At 44.7% G+C, this 21,466-nt stretch carries 29 protein-coding genes; 3 read left to right on the forward strand and 26 right to left on the reverse strand.

Going from position 1 to position 21,466, the window contains the following annotated elements:
* Nucleotides 1–12 precede the first annotated feature (12 nt).
* The 16 genes from rplE to tgt form a co-directional block, all read right to left on the reverse strand.
* The gene (rplE, locus tag RSK81_RS11850; protein WP_011836336.1) at nt 13–555 is read right to left on the reverse strand and encodes a 50S ribosomal protein L5; all 543 of its coding nucleotides are present in this window, start codon (nt 553–555) and stop codon (nt 13–15) included.
* Between the two features lie 23 nt (nt 556–578).
* Nucleotides 579–884 carry a 50S ribosomal protein L24 gene (rplX, locus tag RSK81_RS11855; RefSeq protein ID WP_002894497.1) on the reverse strand — a complete coding sequence of 102 codons (306 nt, stop codon included), beginning with the start codon at nt 882–884 and terminating at the stop codon, nt 579–581.
* A gap of 74 nt (nt 885–958) precedes the next feature.
* Nucleotides 959–1,327: a 50S ribosomal protein L14 gene (gene rplN, locus RSK81_RS11860; RefSeq protein ID WP_002894494.1), complete on the reverse strand. Its 369-nt coding sequence runs from the start codon at nt 1,325–1,327 to the stop codon at nt 959–961.
* A 25-nt stretch (nt 1,328–1,352) separates the two neighbouring features.
* Complete coding sequence (gene rpsQ / locus RSK81_RS11865; RefSeq protein WP_000440801.1) at nt 1,353–1,613, reverse strand: 30S ribosomal protein S17; 261 nt, start codon at nt 1,611–1,613, stop codon at nt 1,353–1,355.
* A 23-nt stretch (nt 1,614–1,636) separates the two neighbouring features.
* Entirely contained in the window at nt 1,637–1,843 is a 207-nt protein-coding gene (gene rpmC / locus RSK81_RS11870; protein WP_002894488.1) for a 50S ribosomal protein L29, read from the reverse strand.
* Between the two features lie 9 nt (nt 1,844–1,852).
* Nucleotides 1,853–2,266: a 50S ribosomal protein L16 gene (gene rplP / locus RSK81_RS11875; RefSeq protein ID WP_000960948.1), complete on the reverse strand. Its 414-nt coding sequence runs from the start codon at nt 2,264–2,266 to the stop codon at nt 1,853–1,855.
* Between the two features lie 3 nt (nt 2,267–2,269).
* Nucleotides 2,270–2,923, reverse strand: a complete 654-nt coding sequence (gene rpsC / locus RSK81_RS11880) for a 30S ribosomal protein S3 (RefSeq protein ID WP_002894486.1) — start codon at nt 2,921–2,923, stop codon at nt 2,270–2,272.
* A 12-nt stretch (nt 2,924–2,935) separates the two neighbouring features.
* Nucleotides 2,936–3,280 (reverse strand): 50S ribosomal protein L22, encoded by a 345-nt coding sequence (gene rplV, locus RSK81_RS11885; protein WP_002894484.1) that lies wholly within the window; start codon nt 3,278–3,280, stop codon nt 2,936–2,938.
* A gap of 11 nt (nt 3,281–3,291) precedes the next feature.
* Entirely contained in the window at nt 3,292–3,573 is a 282-nt protein-coding gene (gene rpsS / locus RSK81_RS11890; RefSeq protein ID WP_000533766.1) for a 30S ribosomal protein S19, read from the reverse strand.
* Between the two features lie 85 nt (nt 3,574–3,658).
* Nucleotides 3,659–4,492 (reverse strand): 50S ribosomal protein L2, encoded by an 834-nt coding sequence (gene rplB / locus RSK81_RS11895; protein ID WP_002894482.1) that lies wholly within the window; start codon nt 4,490–4,492, stop codon nt 3,659–3,661.
* Between the two features lie 17 nt (nt 4,493–4,509).
* Complete coding sequence (locus RSK81_RS11900) at nt 4,510–4,806, reverse strand: 50S ribosomal protein L23 (protein WP_002922993.1); 297 nt, start codon at nt 4,804–4,806, stop codon at nt 4,510–4,512.
* The gene (gene rplD / locus RSK81_RS11905; protein WP_002894480.1) at nt 4,806–5,429 is read right to left on the reverse strand and encodes a 50S ribosomal protein L4; all 624 of its coding nucleotides are present in this window, start codon (nt 5,427–5,429) and stop codon (nt 4,806–4,808) included. The genes RSK81_RS11900 and rplD overlap by 1 nt, the downstream gene beginning before the upstream one ends.
* Before the next feature lie 24 nt (nt 5,430–5,453).
* Entirely contained in the window at nt 5,454–6,080 is a 627-nt protein-coding gene (gene rplC, locus RSK81_RS11910) for a 50S ribosomal protein L3 (RefSeq protein ID WP_002894479.1), read from the reverse strand.
* A gap of 84 nt (nt 6,081–6,164) precedes the next feature.
* On the reverse strand, nt 6,165–6,473 hold the full coding sequence (rpsJ, locus tag RSK81_RS11915; protein WP_002894478.1) for a 30S ribosomal protein S10: 309 nt from the start codon (nt 6,471–6,473) through the stop codon (nt 6,165–6,167).
* A 372-nt stretch (nt 6,474–6,845) separates the two neighbouring features.
* Nucleotides 6,846–7,484, reverse strand: a complete 639-nt coding sequence (locus RSK81_RS11920) for a uridine kinase (RefSeq protein WP_061595402.1) — start codon at nt 7,482–7,484, stop codon at nt 6,846–6,848.
* Between the two features lie 25 nt (nt 7,485–7,509).
* Entirely contained in the window at nt 7,510–8,652 is a 1,143-nt protein-coding gene (gene tgt / locus RSK81_RS11925; RefSeq protein WP_315686932.1) for a tRNA guanosine(34) transglycosylase Tgt, read from the reverse strand.
* A gap of 152 nt (nt 8,653–8,804) precedes the next feature.
* Between tgt and RSK81_RS11930 the strand changes: the two genes are divergently transcribed.
* Entirely contained in the window at nt 8,805–9,629 is an 825-nt protein-coding gene (locus RSK81_RS11930; protein ID WP_315686933.1) for a DUF975 family protein, read from the forward strand.
* A 68-nt stretch (nt 9,630–9,697) separates the two neighbouring features.
* Here RSK81_RS11930 and RSK81_RS11935 read toward each other — a convergent pair whose 3' ends face one another.
* From RSK81_RS11935 to polA, 3 genes are all read right to left on the reverse strand, one after another.
* Nucleotides 9,698–10,210, reverse strand: coding sequence for a kinase (locus RSK81_RS11935; RefSeq protein ID WP_315686934.1), 513 nt, complete (start codon nt 10,208–10,210; stop codon nt 9,698–9,700).
* A 1-nt stretch (nt 10,211) separates the two neighbouring features.
* Entirely contained in the window at nt 10,212–10,649 is a 438-nt protein-coding gene (locus RSK81_RS11940) for a CoA-binding protein (RefSeq protein WP_061595399.1), read from the reverse strand.
* A 273-nt stretch (nt 10,650–10,922) separates the two neighbouring features.
* The gene (gene polA / locus RSK81_RS11945) at nt 10,923–13,565 is read right to left on the reverse strand and encodes a DNA polymerase I (protein WP_315686935.1); all 2,643 of its coding nucleotides are present in this window, start codon (nt 13,563–13,565) and stop codon (nt 10,923–10,925) included.
* Between the two features lie 98 nt (nt 13,566–13,663).
* On the opposite strand from polA, the gene RSK81_RS11950 reads away from it, so the two are divergent.
* Both RSK81_RS11950 and RSK81_RS11955 read left to right on the forward strand, forming a co-directional pair.
* Nucleotides 13,664–14,206 (forward strand): histidine phosphatase family protein, encoded by a 543-nt coding sequence (locus RSK81_RS11950; RefSeq protein ID WP_315686936.1) that lies wholly within the window; start codon nt 13,664–13,666, stop codon nt 14,204–14,206.
* A 78-nt stretch (nt 14,207–14,284) separates the two neighbouring features.
* On the forward strand, nt 14,285–14,761 hold the full coding sequence (locus RSK81_RS11955; RefSeq protein WP_301412808.1) for a YcxB family protein: 477 nt from the start codon (nt 14,285–14,287) through the stop codon (nt 14,759–14,761).
* A 47-nt stretch (nt 14,762–14,808) separates the two neighbouring features.
* Here the strand turns inward: RSK81_RS11955 and RSK81_RS11960 are convergent, their stop codons facing one another.
* The 7 genes from RSK81_RS11960 to RSK81_RS11990 form a co-directional block, all read right to left on the reverse strand.
* Nucleotides 14,809–15,423 (reverse strand): HAD-IA family hydrolase, encoded by a 615-nt coding sequence (locus RSK81_RS11960; RefSeq protein ID WP_002927296.1) that lies wholly within the window; start codon nt 15,421–15,423, stop codon nt 14,809–14,811.
* Entirely contained in the window at nt 15,420–16,697 is a 1,278-nt protein-coding gene (locus RSK81_RS11965) for an MATE family efflux transporter (RefSeq protein ID WP_315686939.1), read from the reverse strand. The genes RSK81_RS11960 and RSK81_RS11965 overlap by 4 nt, the downstream gene beginning before the upstream one ends.
* Nucleotides 16,698–16,878: 181 nt before the next feature.
* Complete coding sequence (locus RSK81_RS11970) at nt 16,879–17,814, reverse strand: YitT family protein (RefSeq protein WP_315686941.1); 936 nt, start codon at nt 17,812–17,814, stop codon at nt 16,879–16,881.
* Nucleotides 17,801–19,555, reverse strand: coding sequence for an aspartate--tRNA ligase (aspS, locus tag RSK81_RS11975; protein ID WP_002927298.1), 1,755 nt, complete (start codon nt 19,553–19,555; stop codon nt 17,801–17,803). The genes RSK81_RS11970 and aspS overlap by 14 nt, the downstream gene beginning before the upstream one ends.
* Nucleotides 19,556–19,724: 169 nt before the next feature.
* Complete coding sequence (locus RSK81_RS11980; protein WP_002927299.1) at nt 19,725–19,937, reverse strand: hypothetical protein; 213 nt, start codon at nt 19,935–19,937, stop codon at nt 19,725–19,727.
* 139 nt (nt 19,938–20,076) lie between these two features.
* Entirely contained in the window at nt 20,077–20,490 is a 414-nt protein-coding gene (locus RSK81_RS11985; protein WP_002927300.1) for a hypothetical protein, read from the reverse strand.
* A gap of 31 nt (nt 20,491–20,521) precedes the next feature.
* Complete coding sequence (locus RSK81_RS11990; RefSeq protein ID WP_268697851.1) at nt 20,522–21,451, reverse strand: hypothetical protein; 930 nt, start codon at nt 21,449–21,451, stop codon at nt 20,522–20,524.
* Nucleotides 21,452–21,466: the final 15 nt, after the last annotated feature.

A 21,466-nucleotide genomic window follows, 5' to 3' on the forward strand; every position in this document is an offset into this window, starting at 1 on the left:
TTACCTCCTATATTATTTTGCAAAAGGCATTCCAAGGCCTGTAAGCAATTCGCGTGACTCTTCGTCAGTGTTAGCAGTTGTTACGATAACGATGTCAAGACCGCGAGTCTTATCAACGTCATCAAAGTTGATTTCTGGGAAGATCAATTGTTCTTTCACACCAAGTGTGTAGTTTCCGCGTCCATCAAAAGATTTTGTTGGAACACCGTGGAAGTCACGAACACGTGGAAGAGAAACTGAAACCAATTTATCCAAGAATTCATACATACGTTCGCCACGAAGGGTTACTTTAGCACCGATCGCTACACCTTCACGAAGACGGAAGCCGGCGATTGATTTTTTAGCTTTAGTGATCAGTGGTTTTTGACCTGAGATAAGAGCCAATTCTTCAGCAGCTTTTTCAAGGTTTTTAGCGTTTGATACAGCGTCACCGACACCCATGTTCAAAACGATTTTATCCACTTTTGGCACAGCCATAACAGATGAGTAGTTGAACTTTTCAGTCAAAGATGGAACTACTTCTTTAAGATATTTTTCTTTTAAACGATTTGCCATTATACTTCTCCTTTCCTTCGTGATTAGTCAAGCACTTCGCCTGATTTTTTATTGTAACGAACTTTTTTGCCGTCTACAAACTTGTAGCCAACACGTCCTGCAACACCATTTTTGTCAAGAACTTGAACGTTTGACACATGGATTGGTGCTTCTTTTTCCACGATAGCACCTTGAGGGTTTTCGTTATTTGGTTTTTGGTGTTTCTTAACGATGTTTACACCTTCAACAACAACTTTGTTTACTTTTGGAAGAGCTGTAACAACAAGCGCTTCAACACCCTTGTCTTTACCAGCAATTACGCGAACTTTGTCGCCTTTTTTTACAAACATTTATTTCTCCTCTTAATTCTTACGCCCATAGGGCACCCTGACTTTTGTCAGGGGACTGTGTTTGTTAATTTTGATTAAAGTACTTCTGGAGCCAATGATACGATCTTCATGAAGCCGCCGTCACGCAATTCGCGAGCAACTGGGCCGAAGATACGAGTTCCGCGAGGAGTTTTGTCTTCACGGATGATGACTGCAGCGTTTTCGTCAAATTTGATGTATGAACCATCTTTACGACGAGCACCTGATTTAGTACGAACGATAACAGCTTTTACAACGTCACCTTTCTTAACCGCACCACCAGGAGTAGCTTGTTTTACAGACGCAACGATTACATCACCGATGTTAGCGAACTTACGTCCTGAGCCACCAAGAACTTTGATTGTCAAGATTTCGCGAGCGCCGCTGTTGTCGGCAACTTTCAAACGAGTTTCTGTTTGAATCATTTAAGTTTTCTCCTTTCTGGTTTGATTAGATGATAACCGCTTCTTCAACGACTTCTACAAGACGGAAGCGTTTTGTAGCTGAAAGCGGACGAGTTTCCATGATACGAACGATATCGCCTTCTTTGGCAACATTGTTTTCGTCATGTGCTTTGTACTTCTTAGAGTAGTTAATACGTTTACCATAGACTGGGTGGTTACGTTTAGTTTCAACTACAACTGTGATTGTTTTGTCCATTTTGTCAGAAACAACGCGTCCGACAAGAACTTTACGATTATTGCGTTCCATTGAAATTCTCCTTCCCTAGTCTATTATTTAACTTCTGATTGAACAGTTTTGATACGAGCGATTTGCTTTTTCACTTCTTTCAGGCGAGCTGTCTGCTCCAATTGGCCAGCAGCTGCTTGGAAACGAAGATCAAACAATTCTTTCTTCAATTCATTTTCACGCTTCGCGAGTTCTTCTTGAGAAAGACCACGAAGTTCTTTAACAAATTCTTTTACTTCATTAAGTTTCATGCCTTCTCCTTATTCTGCTTCACGTTTTACGAATTTACATTTAACTGGAAGTTTGTGGCTTGCAAGGCGAAGTGCTTCGCGAGCGATTTCTTCTGAAACACCAGCAACTTCAAACATTACTTTGCCACGCTTAACTGGTGCAACCCATCCTTCTGGAGCACCTTTACCAGATCCCATCCGTACACCGATAGCTTTTGCAGTGTATGATTTGTGTGGGAAGATTTTAATCCAAACTTTACCACCACGTTTCATGTAACGAGTCATAGCGATACGGGCAGCTTCGATTTGGCGGTTAGTGATCCAGTGGCTAGTAGTTGCTTGAAGACCGTATTCTCCAAATGCTACTTCTTTTCCGCCTTTAGCTTCACCGCGCATTTTTCCACGGAATTCGCGACGGTGTTTAACACGTTTAGGTACTAACATTGGTTATTTACCTCCTTTAGTGTTTTTACGAGCTGGAAGGACTTCTCCACGGTAGATCCAGACTTTAACACCCAGTTTACCGTAAGTAGTATCAGCTTCTTCCCAAGCGTAATCGATATCCGCACGAAGAGTGTGAAGCGGAACAGTTCCCTCAGAGTAACCTTCGCTGCGGGCAATATCTGCACCGTTCAAACGACCTGATACTTGAGTTTTGATTCCTTTAGCTCCTGCACGCATTGTACGTTGGATAGCTTGTTTTTGAGCACGACGGAAAGCAACACGCTGCTCAAGTTGGCGAGCAATTCCTTCACCAACCAGATGCGCATCCAAGTCAGGACGCTTGATTTCGATGATGTTGATGTGGACTTGTTTTCCAGTCAATTTGTTGAGTTTTGCACGAAGTGCATCAACGTTTGCTCCGCCTTTACCGATAACCATACCTGGCTTAGCAGTATGAAGAGAAACGTTTACTTTGTTTACTGCGCGTTCAATTTCAATAGTTGAAATAGCTGCGTCAGCCAATTCTTTTTGAACGAATTTACGGATTGCAAGATCTTCATGAAGGTAATCCGCGTATTCTTTTTCAGCATACCATTTGGCATCCCAATCACGGATGATGCCGACACGCATACCAATTGGATGTACTTTTTGACCCACGATGTTACCTCCTTATTTTTCTGCAACGACCACAGTGATGTGGCTTGTGCGTTTGTTGATTGGTGAAGCTGAACCTTTAGCGCGCGGACGGAAACGTTTCATAGTTGGTCCTTCGTTTGCGAAAGCTTCAGATACTACCAAGTTTGCTTTTTCCAAACCAAAGTTGTTTTCAGCATTAGCGATTGCAGAGTTCAAAACTTTTTCGATAATGCCAGCAGCTTTGTTTGGAGTGAATTTCAAGATTGCGATTGCGTCAGCGACGTTTTTACCACGAATATTGTCAAGAACCAGACGAGATTTACGAGGTGAAACACGCACTGTACGAGCCATTGCTTTAGCTGAAGTAATTTCTGCCATTTATGTTCTCCTTATTTTCTACGTGTTTTCTTGTCGTCTGCAGCGTGACCCTTGTAAGTACGAGTTGGCGCAAATTCACCAAGCTTGTGACCTACCATGTCTTCCTGGATGTAAACAGGCACGTGTTTACGTCCGTCATAAACTGCGATTGTGTAACCAATGAAACTTGGGAAGATCGTTGAACGACGTGACCAAGTTTTGATGACTTTTTTCTTTTCGTCGTTAGCTTGAGCTTCAACTTTCTTCATCAGATGCTCATCGACGAAAGGTCCTTTTTTAAGACTGCGTCCCATTTTATATTTTCTCCTTTAAATAAGTACCACAGCGGCCTGCGCTGACTAAGCAGCGCTACCGAGCTGGCGGATAGATTGTTTTAAATTATTTCTCGTTGCGACGACGAACGATAAGTTTGTCAGATTTCGCTTTTTTGTTACGAGTTTTAAGTCCAAGAGCAGGTTTGCCCCATGGAGTAGATGGCGCTTTACGACCAACTGGTGCTTTACCTTCACCACCACCGTGTGGGTGATCGTTAGGGTTCATTACAGAACCGCGAACTGTTGGGCGGATGCCTTTCCAACGGCTACGTCCTGCTTTACCAAGGTTTACAAGTCCATGTTGTTCGTTTCCAACAACACCAACTGTAGCGCGGCAAGTACCAAGAATCATACGAACTTCGCCTGATTGAAGACGAACAAGTGTGTACTTACCTTCTTGACCCAATACTTGAGCAGAAGCTCCAGCAGCACGAACCAATTCTCCACCGCGGCCTGGTTTCAACTCAATGTTGTGAACCAAAGTACCAACTGGGATGTTAGCAAGCGGAAGAGCGTTTCCGACTTTGATATCTGCTTCAGGACCTGAAACGATGCGTTGACCAACTTCAAGACCTTTAGGAGCGATGATATAAGCCTTCACACCGTCAGTGTAGTGAACCAAAGCGATGTTTGCTGAACGATTTGGATCATACTCAATTGTTTTTACAACTGCTTCAACAGCGTCTTTGTTACGCTTGAAGTCAATCAAACGGTAGTGACGCTTGTGGCCGCCACCTTGGTGACGAACAGTGATGCGACCGTTGTTATTACGACCAGCCTTGCTCTTCAAAGAAACAAGCAAAGATTTTTCTGGAGTGCTGGTAGTGATTTCAGCGAAATCCAAAGAAGTCATATTACGGCGACCGTTTGTTGTTGGTTTATAAACACGAATTCCCACGATATTTCCTCCTTAGATTATTCTTCTTCTGCACCGAACAACTCGATTGCTTTAGAATCAGCTGTCAGTGTTACGATAGCTTTTTTAGTTTTGTTTGTAAAACCAGTGTAGCGTCCAACGCGTTTTGCTTTTGGTTTTACATTGATAGTGTTAACGTTAGCAACCTTAACTCCTTCAAAAGCAGCTTCAATAGCTTGCTTGATCAAGAGCTTGTGAGCGCGAGTGTCCACTTCAAATACGTATTTGCCTGCTTCGTACTGAGCCATTGAGCCTTCAGTGATAACAGGTTTTTTGATTACGTCGTACAAATTCATTATGCAAGAACCTCCTCGATTTTAGAGATAGCTGCCTGAGTAACCAGAAGTTTATCGCTGTTTACGATGTCCAGAACGCTTGCAGTTGTTGCAGTTGCAACTTTCACGTTTGGAAGGTTGCGAGCTGAAAGTGCAGCGAATTCATTTCCTTCTTCAAGGATAACAAGAACTTTCGTATCGATGCTCAGTGCAGCAAGCACTTTTGCAAACTCAGCAGTTTTTGGAGCTGTAAATGAAAGGCTGTCTACAGCTACGAATTTGTTTTCAGCAACTTTTTCAGAGTAAACTGATTTCAATGCCAATCTACGAACTTTACGTGGAAGTTTGTAAGCATATGAACGAGGAGTTGGACCGAATACGATACCACCGCCACGCCATTGTGGAGAGCGGATAGACCCTTGACGAGCACGTCCAGTTCCTTTTTGACGCCATGGTTTGCGTCCGCCGCCTGATACTGCAGAACGGTTTTTAACAGCGTGAGTTCCTTGACGAAGGCTAGCGCGTTGGCTGATGATAACATCAAAGACAACTGATTCATTTGGCTCAATACCAAAGACCGCATCGTTCAGAACTACTTCACCAGCTTCTTTACCAGTTTGGTCAAATAATTTTACGTTTGCCATTGTGACTGATTTCCCCTTTCTTTATTATTTACCAGCTTTAACTGCTGACTTGATAGTGATAAGAGATTTCTTAGCACCTGGTACGTTACCTTTAATCAGGATAACGTTCTTCTCTGGAACAACTTGTACGATTTCAAGGTTTTGAATCGTTACGCGGTTGCCACCCATACGTCCAGCCAAGCGTTTGTTTTTGAACACGCGGTTTGGCGCAACTGGTCCCATTGAACCAGGACGACGGTGGTAACGAGAACCGTGAGCCATTGGACCACGAGATTGGCCGTGGCGCTTGATAACACCTTGGAAACCTTTACCTTTTGAAGTTCCTGTTACATCAACAACATCACCAGCTTCGAATGTATCGACAGTGATTTCTGCTCCTACTTCCAAGCCTTCAATGTTTTTGAATTCACGAATGAAGCGCTTAGGAGCTGTGTTAGCTTTCGCTACATGGCCTTTGGCAGGTTTGTTGCTCAATACGTCACGAAGGTCATCAAAACCAACTTGAACTGCGTTGTAACCATCTGTTTCAACTGTTTTAACTTGAAGAACAACGTTTGGAGCTGCTTCAACAACAGTTACAGGGATTAATTCGCCAGCTTCAGTGAAGATTTGAGTCATTCCCACTTTTTTCCCTAAGATTCCTTTTGTCATGAGAAAATGTTTCCTTTTCTATAATTTTTTTCAAAAAGTTTTTAACGAGCGTTTTTCATGCTCTGGTTTAGATCAAGCTTCAGATTAAAGTTTAATCTCTACGTTCACACCACTTGGAAGATCTAATTTCATCAAAGCGTCAACTGTTTTTTGAGTTGGGTTGATGATATCGATCAAGCGTTTGTGAGTACGCATTTCAAATTGTTCGCGAGAGTCTTTGTATTTGTGAGTCGCACGAATGATTGTGTAGAGGCTGCGCTCAGTTGGAAGTGGGATTGGACCCGCAACTTCAGCACCAGTACGAGTAGCAGTTTCTACGATTTTTGCAGCCGCTGTATCAAGTGTACGATGTTCGTAAGCTTTCAAACGGATGCGGATTTTTTTGTTTGCCATCTTTTTCTCCTTTTCGTCTATTTAAGATAATAGGCTAGCTCCACAAGAAAACCGACAGGTGATTGCGTGGCAATGCAACCGAGCGTGTCGCAACCTCTTGCATCAAAGCTACACACTGTATTTTTACAGCACCATAGTATCTTAACACAAAGAACCAGTCATTGCAAGGGATTTGAGTAATTTTTTAAAGATTTTTAGGATGATTTTTTATGAAAGTGTTTTCTAAACAATTTATAAGTCTTGTAAATCATTATAGAGAAGAAAATTTAGACTTTTAACCTATTTATTCGATTTTGTATTCAGAAAATACAAAATCCCACTGACGCACATCAGTGAGACTAGAAACGAAAATTTACCCTTGGCTACTTTGTTTTATAGTAAGGGGCTGTCCTTTTCGATGCGAAAGCTGTTGCCTGACTGGCAGATGACAAGGTCGGCAGCTGCTAAATAGGGTTGATAAAAGTGCCTATATTGCTCTCGTCGAGCTAGATGCGTCTGCTCTATCCACTCTGGCCTGCGCTCTCGCACAGCCACATCCCGAGCTAAGCGGCGTTCTAACTCAGTCTGATTATCCGTGTAAAAGCAAATCGACAAATCAAACAAACTTTCAGGCAAAAAGGCAGCCGACATACCTTCTACTATCAGAATAGGCTTTTGGGCTGATAATCGCAAGCTAGGCGACCAAGCTGTGCCAATGGTCAGAATATCCAGACCAGACTGCAAGGCACAAATATCTCGCTCCAGACTCCCGAGTTCATGAACGGCTGGGAGGCAGGCTGTGACTTTTTGATGAGGAAAATCTTTGGAACTGAGCAAATCTCGATACTCTCCAGTAATTACATAAGGATCTGTTTCCAACAGATTGGCTCGGTCCTCACCCAAGGCTAGCTGAAGTTTTCGAGCAAAGGTTGACTTCCCCGAAGCACCATGACCGTAAATACGCAGGGTGTGTTTCTGGTCGTCTGACAGATACGCTGTCAATCTTTTCAGCAATTTCTCTTCATCAGACATGGCTTCCCCTTTCAAATGGAACTTCTTAGAAATTTCGGCTGGATTTATTGTAGCCGTAGCGCTCAATAAAGTCTTCACGGAATTCCAGCAGGTTGTCATCCATGATAGCTTGGCGCACCTTCTTCATAAGGTTTACCAAGAAGTAGAGATTATGATAGCTGGTCAGGCGGATGCCAAAGGTTTCATCCGCTTTGAGCAAGTGGCGGATATAGGCCCGCGTGTAGTTGGTACATGTGTAGCAGTCACAGTTTTGGTCAAGCGGCGTGAAATCTTCCTCAAACTGAGCGTTTTTAACAACTAGACGTCCTTCGCTGGTCATACAGGTACCGTTTCGGGCAATCCGAGTCGGCAGGACGCAGTCAAACATATCCACACCACGGATAACCCCGTCAATCAAGCTATCTGGCGCTCCAACTCCCATGAGATAGCGAGGCTTGTTTTCAGGCAGCATAGGCGTTGTGAAGTCCAGCACAGCATTCATCTCTTCGTGGGACTCACCAACAGCCAGTCCTCCAATAGAGTAGCCCGGAAAATCCATGCTGACCAAGTCTTGAGCAGACTGACGACGCAAATCTTCAAAGCCAGCACCCTGAACAATCCCAAAGAGACCTTGGTCGTGTGGACGGCTGTGGGCCTTGAGTCCACGCTCTGCCCAACGGCTAGTCCGCTCAATGGACTTCTTGACATAATCATAAGGCTGGTAGAACTGCGGGCATTCATCAAAGGACATCATAATGTCACTGCCCAGATTGTTCTGGATGGAAATGGCCTTTTCTGGCGATAGGAACATCTTAGATCCATTGAGGTGGTTCTTGAAAGTTACTCCTTCTTCTGTGATATTGCGGCTGTCAGCTAGAGAATAGACCTGAAAACCACCGCTATCCGTCAGAATTGGCTGATCCCAGTTCATGAACTTGTGCAAGCCACCTGCACGGGCAATCAACTCATCGCCCGGCCGCAGCCAGAGGTGGTAAGTATTGGACAAGATGATACCAGAACCCATTTGCTTGAGCTCTTTTGGTGACTGGGTCTTGACCGTCGCCTGGGTACCAACCGGCATAAACATAGGCGTCGGAAAAGTCCCGTGAGGCGTGATAATTTCCCCCAAACGAGCACCTGTATGCTTTTCTTTTTTAATCAAACGATATTGAATCGGTGATGTTGACATGTTTCCTCCTGCTGGGAAAAACAGTCCCAGCGATTTTTCTTCTATATAATGAGCAACAATAGCTCACAAGATACCGTATGATTTTACCAAAAAAACTTCTATCTGTCACGGGGTATGATATAATGTAACAGACAAATCCAAATGGAGGAATTATGAATCTAAGTCACATCAGAGCTCAGGCTCGTACCGTCCGAAATCAAACGAGAGGGATTTTTCTTTTGTTTGCGGCCCCAACCCTTGTCAGCATCCTCAGCATCTTACTTTCCCTTAATGACAATCTAAGAGATTCCATTCCCAGCCTAACTTTTAGCCAGTCCATCTATCTTCTCATTAGCAAAAATCTTTTCCCAACAACCATCCAGTTTATCTTGACCTTGCTACTGCTTTCTGCTAGCTATACCATGATGAAGGTCCTTCGTAAGACAAAGGATGACGTTGGCTTTTCAGATATTGGCCGGCTTTTTACGAGCAAGACTTTCACACCTGTCTTCAAGACGGTTTTGCTCAAGCAACTACTGATTTTTCTTTGGAATATTCCTATGTTCTACGGGAGTCTTCTAGCAATCTTTAATGCTTATAAAATCCTCTCTATTTCGGAAAAAATCCCAGCCCATACAGTAGTGACGGCTCAAAGTGCTGCAGGCCAGCAGATTCTTCAATACACCCCTGGTATGTTACTGGGAACCCTCTTGATATTCACTGGCTTAGGTATTGCCATCCCTCAGTACTATGCCTATGCTCAAGCAGAGTTTATCCTCTATGACCAGCTTGAGGCTGGGAGTTACCAGGGAGCTTTCTATGCTATCCGTCAAAGCCGGAAGCTAATGAAAGGCTATAAAGGAAAGCTATTTGTGCTAGATCTGAGCTTCATCGGCTGGAATTTATTGGCCAGATTAACTTACGGCTTGCTGAATTTTATAGTTCTCCCTTATACAGCGACTGCTCACATTCTCTTTTATGAGGAATTGAAAAGATAAAACGCAATCTCACATAAAAACAACCCACAGGCACAGGACTCCTTGTCCTAAGCTTGTGAGTTGTTTTTTTATTTGCTATTATAGGCTGTCTTGTCAAGGGTGGCGCAGATTTTGTCAAAGGCTGCCTCTAGTGAATCCTCATCTGTGAAAAAGGCTTCCTCTTCCCATCCTAAGAAGTCTCTGTCTTTCCACCAGCGCTTCATGTCTGCTGGGGTAAATTCTTCTTGTTTAGCTCTGGTCTGATGGCGACGGACTGTTTCTTCAAAGGATAGGTCATAGTAGTAAGCAAAGACCTGCGGAGCGAAGATTTTTTTCAACCGTTCTAGCATTTGTCCATAAATGTCTGTCTCATAAAATCCTTCTACCAGAACCAGTAACTCATGTTCGTAGCCGAAGCGTGCCAATGTCTCTGTCAGGTCAATAGACAAATTCCCTGGCTCAACCTTTTCCTTGAGCATATCCCGTCTAACCGTATCCTGCGATATCAGGAGAGTTCCTCGGCCGTAGTGAGTCTGCAGTTTCCCAGCGAGACTAGACTTACCAGAGCCGGAATTTCCACGAATGATAACTAACTCGGCCATCTTATTCGCCCAGAATCAAGCGTGTATGCTCGCGTTTAATACAGCGATCCATGACAATATCATCCCGACCGGCTGTCCGCAAAATCTGCTCAGCCTCCTCGCTCTCCAAGCCCAACTGAGCCCAGAAAATCTTGGCATCCGACTGCAGAAAATCAAGTGCCACATCCGGCAAAAACTCACTGCGACGGTATACATCGACAATATCCACCGGAAAAGGAATATCTTTGAGACTTGCATAAACAGTCTCACCAAGAATCTGACTGCTCGCTGCCCGCGGATTGACAGGGATAATGCGATAACCTCGCTCCTGCATCTCCTTGGACACGCGGTTGCTGGTCGTTTCTTCGCGGTCAGACAGTCCAACAACAGCAATTACTTTGCTGTTGTTCAAATAATGCTTGACGATTGCGTCGCTGGGATTTTGAAAATGATAAGTCATAGGCTTCCTCCTCATTCATAATAAAGCTGGATAGTTTTGTAGTATTTGCGTCTTAGCTGAATCCGGGCTAAACACCGTGTGAAAAAGACAAGCTTCCTTGCATTCATCGAATACTGTGTCAGCTTTCTATTTTCACTTTGTATTTCACGCCCTTGATATCTTAAACTGAACATGAGCTAAAACCTTGGAAAATAGATAATCCATTCTAGGAGCATCGCTCCTTCGTCCGAATTGCTAATTTTCAGTCGGTTTTGACGCTCTTTGTATCTTGTTTTACTTCGCCTCGTACCAAGTTTGGCCGGCATTTTCATCAGCTACTAGTGGAACGGCCAGCTCAATCGCAGCTTCCATGGTTTCTTTGACTAGTTGGCGGACGGCTGTTAGTTCGTCATTTGGCACTTCTAACACGATTTCATCGTGCACCTGCAAGAGCATGCGAGACTTGAAATTTTTCTCTGTCAGAGCTCGATCCAGATTAATCATAGCAACTTTGAGAATGTCTGCGGCGGAGCCTTGGATTGGGCTGTTAATAGCTGTGCGCTCCGCAAAATTTCGGATGTTAAAGTTGCGGGAATTGATGTCCGGCAAGGAGCGGCGGCGATGATAAATGGTCTCTACATAGCCTTTATCACGCGCTTCGCGAACGATGGTTTCCATATAATTCTTGATACCAGGGAAACGCTCAAAATAGGTCTCAATGTAGTCCTTGGCAGCCTTGCGGGAAATTCCCAAATTATTGGCCAGTCCGAAGTCGGAAATTCCATAAACTACTCCGAAGTTGACAGCCTTAGCATTACGACGGTCATTAGGTGTCACATCCTCTGCCTTTTCAATACCAAAGACCCGCATGGCGGTAGCCGTGTGAATATCTTCTCCATGCTGAAAGGCAGCAATCAGATGCTCGTCCTGCGAAATGTGAGCCAGCACCCGCAGCTCAATCTGGGAATAATCCGAGCTGAGTAGTACGCTGTCTGCCCATTCCGGCACAAAAGCCTTGCGAATGAGGCGCCCCTGCTCCAAACGAACAGGGATATTCTGCAAGTTCGGGTCAACCGAGGACAGACGGCCCGTCTGGGTCAAATCCTGAACATAGCGAGTGTGAATCTTGCCGTCAGCCGCAATCGCCTCCTGCAGTCCGATGATATAAGTGGACTGAAGCTTGCTGATTTGACGGTATTCCAGAATCTTAGACACAATCGGTGCAATCGGCGCTAAACGCTCCAGCACATCGACTGCTGTCGAGTAGCCCGTCTTGGTCTTTTTAGTGTACTCCAGCGGCAGCCCCATATCCTCAAAGAGAATGGTTCCCAGCTGTTTCGGCGAGTTGATATTAAACTCCTGACCAGCCAGATTATAAATCTCCTGCGTTAGACTTTCCAGCGTCTTTTCATTTTCCGCCTGCATACCCTGCAGGGTTTCCCGCTCAACCTTGATCCCCGCAATCTCCATCTTGGCTAAGACAAAGGCCAGCGGCTGCTCCATTTCAAGCAACAAATCTAGCTGATCATGGGCGCGGAGCTGTTCTTGCATCGGCTCTTCTGTTTCCAGCAGTACTTGAACCTTACGAGCTAGATGCTCAAAGAGCTGCTCTTGCTCCGGCAGAGCGCGCTTGGCCCCCTTGCCATAAACCTCATCATCAGTCGGCAGAATGGTTTGGCCGTAAAGCCGAGCAATAGTCGCCAGCTCATTATCCTCAACTGTAGAAAGCAGATACTTGGCTAGGCGCGCATCAAAGGATGCTGCTGGTAGCTCAATGCCATAATGACTGAGCAGTACCTTGGTCCGCTTGAGGTCGTAGGTTTTTAGAGCTGTTTTTGTCAAAAACTCCTGAAAGAGAGGCTGGTGTAGTAAATCACTGGAGCCGACATAAATCTGACGGCTATCCCCCCAGACAAGACCAACGATCTCTTCCTTGTGGTAGTTGTCACCCAAGATTTCAAAATAGAAGAATTGCTCTGGTGCCAGCATATCCGCTGTCACCTCAGTCACTTTGGTAAATTCAATTGGTTTGACTTCTACCGGCTCTTGACCAGTTCCTAGCTGAGCCTTGAGCTGCTTGAAGCCCATCTCGTCATAGAACTTGCTCAGGGTCTCTATCTGAGGACCCTTATAAACCAAATCATCCAGCCCGATTTCAATCGGAGCCTGAGTATAGATGGTGGCTAGGGTTTTTGATAAGAAAGCCTTGTCCTTGTCATTGATTAGATTTTCCTTCATCTTGGAAGCCTTGAGCTGGTCAATATTTTCATAGAGATTTTCCAAAGAGCCATACTCCAAGAGGAGCTTGAGACCAGTCTTCTCACCAATCTTGGTCACTCCAGGGATATTGTCCGACTGATCGCCCATCAGCGCCTTGAGGTCAATAAACTGCTCTGGTGTGATGCCCATCTTTTCCATGAGGTAGGCTGGGGTAAATTCCTCGAACTCGGCCACGCCTTTCTTAGAAATCTCCACTACGGTATTATCATCCGTCAGCTGAATCAAATCTTTATCGCCGCTGACAATGGTCACATCGTAAGGCACTGCTGTTTTTTCAGCCATCTTGTCCAAGGTTCCGATGATGTCATCCGCCTCGTACTGAGCTAAGTCGTAGTAGTGAATGCCTAGATGTTTCAGCATTTCACGGATAAAAGGCAGCTGCTCACGAAATTCATCCGGTGTCTTGGCCCGACCAGCCTTATAGTCGGCATACATCTCGGTCCGGAAGGTCGTCTTACCAGCATCAAAAGCTACCAGGACATGAGTCGGCTGCACGCGCTCCAAGAGATGATTGAGCATGAGGTGGAAGCCATAAATGGCATTGGTATGCAGGCCCGATGGACTCTTGAAACGGTCAATTTGATTATAAAGCGCAAAAAAAGCGCGAAAAGCAACGGACGAACCGTCGATTAATAATAACTTATTCTTATTTTCCATAGGTTTATTATAACACGAAAGGCGGACAAAGACAGGAACAGCGGCGTGGAAAATAGGTAGAAAATGAATGGAGATGTAAATTTTGCTATAATCATCCTATGAAAAACACTTACTATTTTATCCGTCATGCGCATTCTAACTATACACCTGATGAAATCAACCGACCATTATCAGACAAAGGGCGAGAATCCTTGGCACAGCTTGAATTTTTAGCAGACAAATCCATTACCGCCATTTATTCCAGCCCCTACAGAAGAGCCATCCAAACGGTTGAGCCTTTAGCTCAGAGTCTGAAACTCGCTATTCAAACCGACAAACGGCTAATAGAGCGAAAGCTAAGCAGTCAAGCGATTGCCGACCAAGACTTTGAAGAAGCCCTCATGCAACTTTGGTCACAGCCGACTTTTTCATTTGTTGGTGGCGAGTCTAATCAACAAGCTCAACAGCGAGCCTTAGCCTTTCTTCATGAACTGGAAAGCAAACACCAAAACGAAGAGATTATCATTAGCTCTCACGGTAACCTTATCTGCATTTTACTAAGCGCATTCGATTCCAGAATTGATTATAACTTTTGGCATAATCTTTCCATGCCAGATGTGCTAGTTTTAGATAAAGACGAAAGAATCACTCACCTCCTATAAAATATGGCATCGACTAGCAAGGCTCGGCTAAATCTTATCGCTCATATATGGTATAATAATAAAAACTGGAGGTAAAAGATGTTTCCAATCCGTATTACAACTCTTATGACTGAAGAAGTTTATAAAAGATTTTCATGGGCTATTCTCGTGCGACGAAAAGGATTTGTATTATACATAATCATACTGATAATCGGGCTGTTCACCTACGTAATGCTCGGCCCATTAGAGGAAAAGATAATATCCATCATATTGTTTCCCCCTATTTTCGCCTCTATGTACTTTTTTGGCATGAATTATAAGATAAAGAGGGCTTATCAAAAAAATCCTTTATTTCAGAACATGGAAGTCACTCTGATATTTGACAGAGAGGCTTTTATAGCAAGAAACATACGTGGTGAATTTCACTATACCTATGATGATATTGTCAAAGTTATTATGACAAAGCAAGATTTTTATATCTTGATAGGAGAGAACACTGGTTTCGCAATTGAAAAAGAAAACTGTTCTACCGAGGCTCTTGAGTTCTTGCTAGAACTTCACATTGAGCATATGTAAAAGAAAAAGCAGGCTAGACTGACAGTAGATCAGTTCTGGTCTGCTTTTTATCTTGTAAATAATTGCTTGATATCCATCAACTTCTCTATTTTCTGATTGATTTCTGGTCGGTAGTCACAGAAGTTAATGCTCTGGATGCCACTGTTGACGGCAACATCCACATCTAGCGTCCGGTCGCCGATATAGTAGGTCTCCTGCTTGTCCAGGCCATATTTCGCGAGCAGATAGTCGACACCTTCTGGATGAGGCTTGCGCTCAAAGCCATTGGCTGTTGTGATGATTTCTGTAAAATAATCATGAATGCCCAAGCCTTGCAAGATTTGATGGGCATTGAGTCCCTTGTGGGTATAGACGAACTGGGCAATGCCCTGCTCTTCAGCCCAGGCCAGTATCTCCGTAGCTCCTTCCATCAGATGGACCTGAGCATTTTTCTCCTTTAGGCTTGCTCCACGGAAGGCATTCATCTCAGCAGCGTCCAGCCCTTTCTCAGATGCCACTTTTTCCAAGAGTTTCTGGACAGAGTGCTTTAGGATATAGCTGTGAATACTCGCCCTGTCGAAGTCCAGACCATAGTGAGCATAGGTTTCCTCAATACCCGCCAAAATAGCATCATAGGAATCCAGCAAGGTGCCGTCCAAATCCCAAATAAACGCTTTTGTCATGTGATTTCCCTCATTTTTCTGTCAAATAAAACCTTTAAAAATAGCCAGCGGAAGCCATTGTCCAAGAGCATCCCAGTCCAAACCCCCGGCAGACCCAAGCCAAAGGTCACTCCCAGCAAGTAACCGGCAACGATGCGAATCAGCCACATGCCAACAGTCGTGGCATAAAAGGGCAGTCTGGCATTCCCCAGCCCCTGCCAGATAGCTGTGTAAATCACGGTTCCGACTGCCATGGGAGTTCCCAGCAGGGAGAAAAGCATGACCGAAAGGCTGGCTGTGATAGCTCCGCTATTGTCCGTATAGAGCAAGGTCAGCGGCCGACCAAAAGCAAAAATTCCTAGAGCCACGGGCAGCATGCAAGCAAAAGACAACCAGAAGGTCCGCTGACGAATCAGACCGACTTCTTTCATATCTCCCTCACCTACCGCATGGCCTACCAGCATGACTGTTGCTGTCGCGACCCCGAAGATTGGCATATAATTAAACTGTGTCAGTACTTCACCGATGGCATTCCCCGCTACTGCGTCCGTTCCAAAGACGACCACAATGGCGATAATCACTACATCACCGGCCCGCATCATGAGCCGCTCTCCAGCAGCCGGCAGAGTCAGGCGCAAGAGCTCTCCATCTAAGCCCCAGCTCCAGCGGATTGTGGACAAATCCAGCTCCCGCCAAAGAATCAGCACACCAACTAGACGAGCCAGCACCGTTCCCAGCGCTACACCGATAATACCAAGCCCAAAGACGTAAATCCCCAGACCGGAAAAGAGGGCATTGAGGACATTGGTCAGAAGACTGACATACATGGGGAATCTAGGATTGCGTGTGACCCGCACTAAAGCTCCAAAAGAAGTCATCAAGCCTAGCAGAACAATAGTCCCACCAACCAGAGCCAGATAAAGACCGCCTGCTTCAGCAACCGCCGTTTCTGTCCCCAGAAGATCCAGCATCTGCCTGCCAAAGAGTAGGGAAACGAAGCCTAGCAGAAGACTCAGAAATAAAGTCAGCTTGATAGCCTCGGCTGTATGATAGGCCAGACGCTCCTTGTCTCCCTGAGCCAGAGTCTTGGAGATGAGACTGGAAATAGCAGCCCCTAGAGCGATAAAGATTGCCTGATAAATAGTAATGATGTTGCCAGCCACTGAGACACCGGAAATCGCAATCAGCCCAAGACTGGCCACCAGATAGCTGTCGACCATTCCCATGAGCATCTGCAAAAAATTCTCCGCCATAGCCGGCAAGGCGATATTCATGATTTTTTTATAAGTCGTCATAGTCTGAAAATCTCCTGCATTTATATATCCTTTCTTACTTGAGATTTCCACCCTCCACAATAGAGAATAGAAAGCGGTGGGACTATTGTCCTACCGCACATTAATCTCCTATCATAAAAGCTCATTTTAAGCACAAACTCCCAACTATACCGCTTCGCATTCCCAAACCCAATGAATCTCTTCACTCCTCAACAAAGAGTCCCAAGATATGGACATTATCTGCGACGGAGACGAAGGCAGTTGGATCCGTATTTTTCATGATTTGCTTGAATTCATTAAACTCAGCTCGGGTAATAACCGTCACCAGAACGGCTTTTTGCTCATGATTGTAAGTTCCCTCGGCGCCATGGATCACTGTCGCCCCGCGATGCAGCTTGTTGTGAATCTTATCAATCACCCTGTCCGGATGGCTGGTGATAATCATAGCCTGCATGCGCTTCTGCTTGGTAAAGACAGCATCCGTCACCCGGCTAGATACAAAAATGGTAATCATGGAGTACAGCGCATATTCCCATCCAAAGGTCAGACCCGCAATCAGCATAATAATCCCATTGACAATAAAGGAAATATGGCCGACATTCCGACCTGTTTTCTTGCGAACAGTCAGACTGACAATATCCGTCCCACCGCTGGAAATACTGGACTTAAGGGCAAAGCCAATCCCCGCCCCCATGACCACACCGCCGAAAAGGGCGTTGATAATAGGATTGTCAGTCAAGGTTACTTCTGGCACAAACTGGATAAAGAGCGAGCTCATGGTAACCGTGATAAAGGTGAAAATGGTAAACTTATGCCCAATCTGGTACCAGGCCAGAATCATCAGCGGAATATTAATAGCGTAAAAGGTCACAGAAACCGGAATGGTAAAACCAAAGAAGCGAGTACTGAGGGCAGTAATGACCTGCGCCAGACCAGTCGCCCCGCTGGAATAAACATGCCCCGGCTGAAAGAAGAAATTGACTGCGACAGCCGACAAAAAGCCATAGACAAGCGAGGCAGAAATCTTCTCATCGTACTTCTCACGCGAGATACTCTTTAAAGACCGCAAAATCTTAAAATTATAAGCAAACCTGCGGACATAATAGCGAAAGAGTTTATAAAAATTAGTCTTCTTCATGTGCTTCCACTTGTAAACTTAATTCCTCTAGTTGAGCGACCGGCACTGGGCTAGGCGCCTGTGTCATTGGATCAGAAGCCTTGTTGTTTTTCGGAAAGGCAATGACTTCGCGGATATTTTCTTCACCAGCCAAGAGCATCACGAAGCGGTCCAAGCCTAGAGCCAAGCCGCCATGCGGTGGAAAACCATAGTCCATAGCCTCCAGAAGGAAGCCAAACTGCTCGGCAGCTTCTTGAGCTGAGAAACCAAGCGCCTTGAACATCCGCTCCTGCAAGTCTTTCTGGTTAATCCGAAGACTGCCGCCGCCTAACTCATAACCATTGAGGACGATATCATAAGCCACAGCCCGTACCTTGCTCAGGTCGCCTTCCAGCCCTTGCTCAGAATCTTTCTGAGGCAGGGTGAAAGGATGGTGGGCACTCATATAGCGGCCCTCTTCTTCTGACCATTCAAACATAGGCCAATCTACTACCCAAAGGTAGTTAAATGTATCAGGGTCAATTAAGTCCAACTCTTTGGCCAAACGTACACGAAGAGCTCCCAAAGCAGCATTTGCCACTTCCAAAGTATCAGCTACAAAGAGAACTAGGTCATTATTTTCAAGCTGTAAAGCTTCTGTCAACTGACTTGTCAATTCTGTCAAGAACTTAGCAACTGGACCAGCCAGCTCACCATCAGTCACCTTCACCCAAGCAAGACCTTTAGCACCATGCTGTTTTGCTTGCTCTGTCAACTTGTCGATATCCTTGCGAGAGTATTTGTCTGCAGCATTTTTCACCACGATTGCCTTGACAGCTGGAGCTTCTGAAAAGACCTTGAAGTCAACTCCCTTGACAAGATCTGTCAAGTCCTGCAACAACATCTCAAAACGAGTATCAGGCTTATCAACACCATAAAGAGCCATAGCATCATCATACTTCATACGCGGGAAAGGCAGAGAAACATCAATACCTTTGGTTTCTTTCATAACACGAGCAATCAAGCCTTCCGTAATGTCCTGAATCTCCTGATCAGACAAGAAAGAAGTCTCCAAGTCTACCTGAGTAAACTCTGGCTGACGGTCACCACGCAAGTCCTCGTCACGGAAGCATTTAACAATCTGGTAATAACGGTCGAAGCCAGCATTCATCAAGAGCTGCTTGGTAATCTGCGGACTCTGTGGCAGTGCGTAAAAATGGCCCTGATGAACCCGGCTAGGCACCAAGTAATCACGCGCCCCTTCCGGTGTTGACTTAGATAGGAAAGGCGTTTCCACATCAAGGAACTCCAGCTCATCTAGATAGTTGCGGATAGAGTGGGTCACCTTGGCACGGAGCTTAAAGTTTTCCAGCATCTCTGGACGGCGCAAGTCCAGATAACGGTAGCGCAAGCGCGTATCGTCATTCACCTCGATGCCGTCTTTGATTTCAAAAGGCGTCGTCTTGGCTGTATTTAAGACAGTCAGACTTTCCACATGCAGCTCCACGCTTCCTGTCGCCAGCTTGTCATTGGCCTGCTCACGCGCAGCCACCTTACCTGTCACCTCTAGCACATACTCACTGCGCAGGCTTTCCGCTGTCGCCATGACTTCAGCAGCCACAGTCTCAGGATTGATGACCAGCTGCATAATGCCTTCGCGGTCGCGCAAATCAATGAAAATCAGACCGCCCAAATCCCGACGGCGGGCTACCCAACCCTTCAAAGTGACTTCCTGACCAACATGCTCCTTGCGAACACGCCCAGCATACATAGAACGTTTCATCTTTACTCTCCAAATTTTTAATTCTGTTACTATTTTACCACAAAGCGCCTAAGAAAGCCCTTCTGTCCGTTCTTTTTCTAAAAAATATTAAAACTCCGCATGACTAATGCTGACAATTATGACAAAAGGCCTGAGGCAAAGACCCCAGACCTACTGTCAGCTCTATAGATTATTCATTTTTCTTGCTATCCTCATAGAGACTAGGTGCAAATGCTTTTGTCACCATGGCTGTCAAGAAGCGAAACCCTCCCGCTGCTAGACCAAAAATTGGCGCTAAAGCACGGAAGAAAAAATCCCCTCGCATAAATAAACAAAGCAGACCAGTAATCACAAAGATAGCCAAGCTCTGCACTACAACTACCAATAATATTTTCTTCATCATTCCCTCGACTTTCTATAGACTATTATAGCATAAGAATGAAAGGTTAGAACAGAAACCGGAAACTTTTGGAAAATAGCTAGGTAGAGGAATGAGGTGAAAAAGAAAACCACCCGAATTAGGATTCAGGTGGTCAATGAAATTACGGAAGTTGTTCCAATTGTTGTTGTACTATTTGAGTATTCTTTTGACGTCTATATTTTTCTTCTGGCGTTTTAGCCTCTGATATGTACTTGTCTGCTTTCTTTACTCTTTCTTCCGCTTGTCGCTTGTCATACTCTTGCAATGACAAGACTTCCAAAGTACCAATAGACTGCGCAAGAGCATCATCAGCCTCTACAAATTTTCTAGCAACTTCATCAAGGTACGCGGATAATGATTCGACAACATTACTAAGCTTAGATGAAGCAGCCACTAACTGGGCATCTGCCGCTTGAATTGAAGCCTTTGAATCATCTTCAATCCACGAAAACTCTTCTCCCTCTGTTCCAGGTACTTGTACAAACTGAACATGGGCATTCCATATTGCATTTCCATCTATATTACGTTCCGACATGTAAAACTCCTTTCATTTCTAAGTCTATTGTTCAATTTTGACTCCACCAATCTTCCATCTCTTGATATGAGTTGATGGGGGTTTGCTCTCCTGTTTTAGGATTCGTTGCTACAACATCTATTTTATCCTGACCAATCGGCGCAAACCAATGACGCATATCCTCAAAGACAGACTCTTTTGTGTTTTGTCCCTTTCGCAAATATACTTCAAATATTTTTTCTTCCTGTACTAATTTTACCATCTCTGGACATTCCTGATACAAATTGATATTAGCTGTCTTCGGAAATTTCTCCTTATCATTAAACCCAGAAAATGAGAGATGCCAAAATATTATACCTGCATGGTAAGGATCCATTGCTTCTTGAAGGTTTGTCGGACCAAACCCCATATCCATCTCCTCCCTATAAGTCTTCGTGTCAAAACCTTGTGGAGCTTCCTGAAAGCGCTCTGTCTCTAAATCCAAAAAGAGATAGCGACTACGACCATTTTGGGTATCCGGATCTTCTTTCAGGGTGACTTGCACAGCCACATAATCTTTCCCATTGTAGTAAACAGCATCCCAACCCCATGGTTGAAGCCGATAATCATATCTGTATAGCTGCTTATAGAGATCAATCTTACGTTTCTTAAAATCCTTCGTACGCAAGTCATGTAGAATCAGATACCAATAATCTCCCTCTAGCTGATGATTATTATTGGCAAGACGTTCCTGCATCCTACGCTCCTGAGATACCAGATAGTTTTGAGTTGGCTCTGCTCCAGTATCGCGACCTTTTTTATCCAAGCCAACCACATACTGTTGCTTATCACCGAATAATAATATCTTATCCACTTTTATTGAATAATCATTATACTTAACGTCATCCTTCTTAGCAGTAAGATGGTGGTGTATGAGTACTGCAGAAAAAATAGCAAGTAGAAGGAGGGAGCTAATGACCCATTTATTTTTGATCCATTTCATATCAACCTATTTTTT

Source organism: Streptococcus sp. DTU_2020_1000888_1_SI_GRL_NUU_041A, from assembly GCF_032387735.1.
GTDB lineage: Bacteria > Bacillota > Bacilli > Lactobacillales > Streptococcaceae > Streptococcus > Streptococcus sanguinis.